Source organism: Microbacterium sp. (assembly GCF_031988965.1).
Lineage (GTDB): Bacteria > Actinomycetota > Actinomycetes > Actinomycetales > Microbacteriaceae > Microbacterium.
The window spans coordinates 1-2,588 of sequence record NZ_DALZXX010000240.1 but is presented as its reverse complement, the minus strand read 5'-3'; the positions used below and the strand labels follow the sequence as shown (position 1 = coordinate 2,588).

Below are 2,588 nucleotides of genomic sequence, written 5' to 3'. Positions count from 1 at the left end.
ACGGGTTGGCCGCCGCCGTGCGGTGCAGCGCGGCGGGGGACTGATCGGGCACCCCGTAGAGCGCGTCGGCCTGATCGAGCAGCTGCTCGAAGCGCCGCTGCTGCGCGGCCGATCGGCGGAACGCGGGGTCGCCGAGGTGGTCGCCCTGATAGAGCTGCGGCGGCAGCAGACCGGGGTCGCGGATCAGCTCGATCCGCGGCTCGAGCTCTTCGATCAGCGCGCAGAGGTCGTCGGGAAGCGGGGTCGGGACGAACACGCGGAGTGCGGTCATGGGTTCTCCGATCGTCGATGCGAGCGTGCGCCGATTCCGACGCACCGCCGACACTAACGCTATAGTTGGTATCGAATTCATAGACGAATGGATATTCACATCGTGTCTTCCCTCTTGCAGGAGACGTCCGCCACGCCGGAATCCTCCCCCGCACCCTCGCCCGTCGACGAACCCGAGGACGGAGCCCTGTGATGACCGACCGATACTGGGAGAGCACCGCACCGGGTACCGGACGGCGGCGTCCCCGCGCCGATGCGATCACGGACGCCGCCCGCCTCAGCCTCAACGGCACCTGGAGGTTCCGCCTCAGCCCCACGGCGGCCGGCACCGGCACGGCGTTCCTCGCGGACGACTTCGACGACAGCGCTTGGGACCCCATGGCCGTGCCCTCGCACTGGGTGCTCGAGGAGTTCACGCCCCTCGCGGGCGGCGAGCGGCGGCGCATGCTGGGCACCGCCGAAGGGCCGCTGTACACGAACACCGCCTATCCGATCCCGCTCGATGCCCCCCGCGTGTCCGAGGCGAACCCGACCGGCGACTACCGACTCGTCTTCGATGCGCCGGACGAGTTCGAGAACGCCGTGCTGCGCTTCCAGGGCGTCGATTCGTGCGCGAAGGTGTGGCTGAACGGCGAAGAGCTGGGATGGTCGACGGGCAGCCGCCTGCCGTTCGAGTTCGACGTCGCGCTGCGGCGCGGTCGCAACGTGCTCGCCGTGCGCGTGCACCGCTGGTCGGCGGGCACCTACCTCGAGGATCAGGACATGTGGTGGCTGCCGGGCATCTTCCGCGATGTCGAGCTGCTCGCCCGTCCGTCCGGCGCGATCGACGACCACTTCGTGCACGCCGACTACGACCACCGCACGGGCCTCGGCACGCTGCGCGTCGAGGCGAGCGTCGACGCCGTCGTCGACATCCCCGCGCTCGGCATCTCGATCCCGGCGGGCGCGACCGCGCAGGTGCCGGTCGAGCCGTGGAGCGCCGAATCGCCGACGCTGTATCGCGGCACGCTGCGCTCGGCGGGGGAGACGGTCGAACTCGCCGTGGGCTTCCGCCACGTCGAGATCGTCGACGGGGTCTTCACGGTCAACGGGCGACCCGTCACCTTCCGCGGGGTCAATCGGCACGAGCACGATCCGCACCGCGGGCGCACACTCGACGCACAGACCATGCGCGAGGACATCGTGCTGATGAAGCGCGCCAACATCGACGCCGTCCGCACCAGCCACTACCCGCCGCACCCCGATTTCCTGCGCCTGTGCGACGAGCTGGGCCTGTGGGTGGTGCTCGAGAACGACCTCGAGACGCACGGCTTCATCTACGAGGGGTGGGAGCACAATCCGCCGGCCCTGCCGGAGTGGCAGGATGCGGTGCTCGATCGCATGCAGCGCAGCGTCGAGCGCGACAAGAACCATCCGAGCATCGTGATCTGGTCGCTCGCCAACGAGAGCATGACGGGCGAGGGGTTCGCCGCGATGCGCCGCTGGCTCGACGAGCGGGACCCCTCGCGGCCCGTGCTCTACGAGCGCGACCCCACCTATCAGGACTCCGACTTCTACTCGCTCATGTACCCCTCTCTCGAACTCCTCGACCAGATCGGGCGACGCGAGGAGCCGCGGGGCGGTCGGCTGAGCATGCACGGCATGGTGTTCGGGGAGAGGGACGCGGATGCCGATGCGGCCGTCGATCCCGTCGACGAGCGCCGCCGCGGGCTGCCGTTCCTGCTTGTGGAGTACGCCCACGCGATGGGCAACGGCCCGGGGTCGCTGTCGGACTACTGGCGGATCATGCGCGAGCACGACCGGATCTGCGGAGGGTTCGTCTGGGAGTGGATCGACCACGGCTTCGCGACGACGACGCCCGACGGCATCCGCTACATCATGCACGGAGAGGACGTCGACTACGAGCCGAACGGCGGGCGCTTCTCGCTGCACGGTCTGGTCACGTCGGACCGCACCCCGACATCGGGTCTCGTCGAGCTGTCGAAGGCCTATGCGCCGCTGCGCATCGAGGTCGGCGCCGAGTCGATCGTGATCCACAACGACCGCCACGCGACCTCCACGGCCGACCTGCGCCTCCTCTGGCGCATCGAGCAGGGCGCGACGACGGTCGACGCGGGGGAGCTCGATCTGCCGCCGATCGCCGCGGGAGGATCGGCGACCGTGCCCGCCCCCGCCGGTGACGGCCTCGTGACCGTGAGCGCCGTGCTCCGCGACGACACGGACTGGGCCGACGCCGGACACGTCGTGTCGTGGGGGCAGCGGCAGACGTCCCCCCTGCCGGTGCCCGTGCTCGCGCGTCCGACCGGAGGCGCGGCGCC

At 70.3% G+C, this 2,588-nt stretch carries 1 protein-coding gene and 1 pseudogene; one reads left to right on the top strand and one right to left on the bottom strand.

Translation table 11 applies throughout. The features are described from left to right. Positions 1-271, bottom strand: a pseudogene (locus RTM68_RS18215) (D-2-hydroxyacid dehydrogenase); the annotation flags it as partial. 191 nt (positions 272-462) lie between these two features. Here RTM68_RS18215 and RTM68_RS18210 point away from each other — a divergent pair. After that, positions 463-2,588: glycoside hydrolase family 2 TIM barrel-domain containing protein (locus tag RTM68_RS18210; protein WP_312173697.1), on the top strand; the 2,126-nt coding region annotated here is incomplete at its 3' end.